The organism is Lactobacillus kitasatonis DSM 16761 = JCM 1039, from assembly GCF_000615285.1.
GTDB lineage: Bacteria > Bacillota > Bacilli > Lactobacillales > Lactobacillaceae > Lactobacillus > Lactobacillus kitasatonis.
Map to the genome: position 1 here is coordinate 1 of NZ_BALU01000027.1, position 2,013 is coordinate 2,013.

1 rRNA gene is annotated in these 2,013 nt (G+C 49.2%); it reads right to left on the minus strand.

Features of this window, described 5'->3' with window-relative positions:
• Positions 1 to 100: 100 nt before the first annotated feature.
• Positions 101 to 1,663 (minus strand): 16S ribosomal RNA (locus JCM1039_RS11610).
• Between the last annotated feature and the right edge of the window lie 350 nt (positions 1,664 to 2,013).

The window sequence follows — 2,013 nt, forward strand, 5'->3', positions numbered from 1 at the left end:
GGTACTACCCTCAAAACTAAACAAAGTTTCTCAGTGTGCTTCCGCTTGCTCTGGATACTTCTCTTAGTATTTCTACTCTCCATATCCTTCGCTTCCTTAGAAAGGAGGTGATCCAGCCGCAGGTTCTCCTACGGCTACCTTGTTACGACTTCACCCCAGTCATCTGCCCTGCCTTAGACGGCTCCTTCCCGAAGGTTAGGCCACCGGCTTTGGGCATTGCAGACTCCCATGGTGTGACGGGCGGTGTGTACAAGGCCCGGGAACGTATTCACCGCGGCATGCTGATCCGCGATTACTAGCGATTCCAGCTTCGTGCAGTCGAGTTGCAGACTGCAGTCCGAACTGAGAACAGCTTTAAGAGATTCGCTTGCCTTCGCAGGCTTGCTTCTCGTTGTACTGCCCATTGTAGCACGTGTGTAGCCCAGGTCATAAGGGGCATGATGACTTGACGTCATCCCCACCTTCCTCCGGTTTGTCACCGGCAGTCTCATTAGAGTGCCCAACTTAATGCTGGCAACTAATAACAAGGGTTGCGCTCGTTGCGGGACTTAACCCAACATCTCACGACACGAGCTGACGACAGCCATGCACCACCTGTCTTAGCGTCCCCGAAGGAACTCCGTATCTCTACAGATTGCACTAGATGTCAAGACCTGGTAAGGTTCTTCGCGTTGCTTCGAATTAAACCACATGCTCCACCGCTTGTGCGGGCCCCCGTCAATTCCTTTGAGTTTCAACCTTGCGGTCGTACTCCCCAGGCGGAGTGCTTAATGCGTTAGCTGCAGCACTGAGAGGCGGAAACCTCCCAACACTTAGCACTCATCGTTTACGGCATGGACTACCAGGGTATCTAATCCTGTTCGCTACCCATGCTTTCGAGCCTCAGCGTCAGTTGCAGACCAGAGAGCCGCCTTCGCCACTGGTGTTCTTCCATATATCTACGCATTCCACCGCTACACATGGAGTTCCACTCTCCTCTTCTGCACTCAAGAAAAACAGTTTCCGATGCAGTTCCTCGGTTAAGCCGAGGGCTTTCACATCAGACTTATTTTTCCGCCTGCGCTCGCTTTACGCCCAATAAATCCGGACAACGCTTGCCACCTACGTATTACCGCGGCTGCTGGCACGTAGTTAGCCGTGACTTTCTGGTTGATTACCGTCAAATAAAGGCCAGTTACTACCTCTATCCTTCTTCACCAACAACAGAGCTTTACGATCCGAAAACCTTCTTCACTCACGCGGCGTTGCTCCATCAGACTTGCGTCCATTGTGGAAGATTCCCTACTGCTGCCTCCCGTAGGAGTTTGGGCCGTGTCTCAGTCCCAATGTGGCCGATCAGTCTCTCAACTCGGCTATGCATCGTTGCCTTGGTAAGCCGTTACCTTACCAACTAGCTAATGCACCGCGGGGCCATCCCTTAGCGACAGCTTACGCCGCCTTTTAAAAGCTGATCATGCGATCTGCTTTCTTATCCGGTATTAGCACCTGTTTCCAAATGGTATCCCAGACTTAGGGGCAGGTTCCCCACGTGTTACTCACCCATCCGCCGCTCGCTTTCCCAACGTCATTACCGAAGTAAATCTGTTGGTTCCGCTCGCTCGACTTGCATGTATTAGGCACGCCGCCAGCGTTCGTCCTGAGCCAGGATCAAACTCTCATTTTAAAAAGTTTGAAATGACTTCATTTCGATTATTTAAGATCTTTGTCTCAAATTTATTGCTTGCGAATTGACTTCGCTTTTTGTTTGGGTTTTTACACCCGCACACTTTTAGCGAAACTTTGTTCAGTTTTCAAAGTACTACCTCCGTCTGGCTAAACCAGACGGCTTTTATATCTTATCAAACTCTCAAGCTCTTGTCAAGAACTTTTTTGAATTTGTTTTTGTCGTCTGCTTGAGTTCTTCATCTCTCGCCTGACGACATTTAAATATGTTACCAGCTTCTTTTGCCTTTTGCAAGTACTTTTTTTCTTTATTTTTAAATTTCCTTTGCATTCGGCTTTTATTTAAGCTGT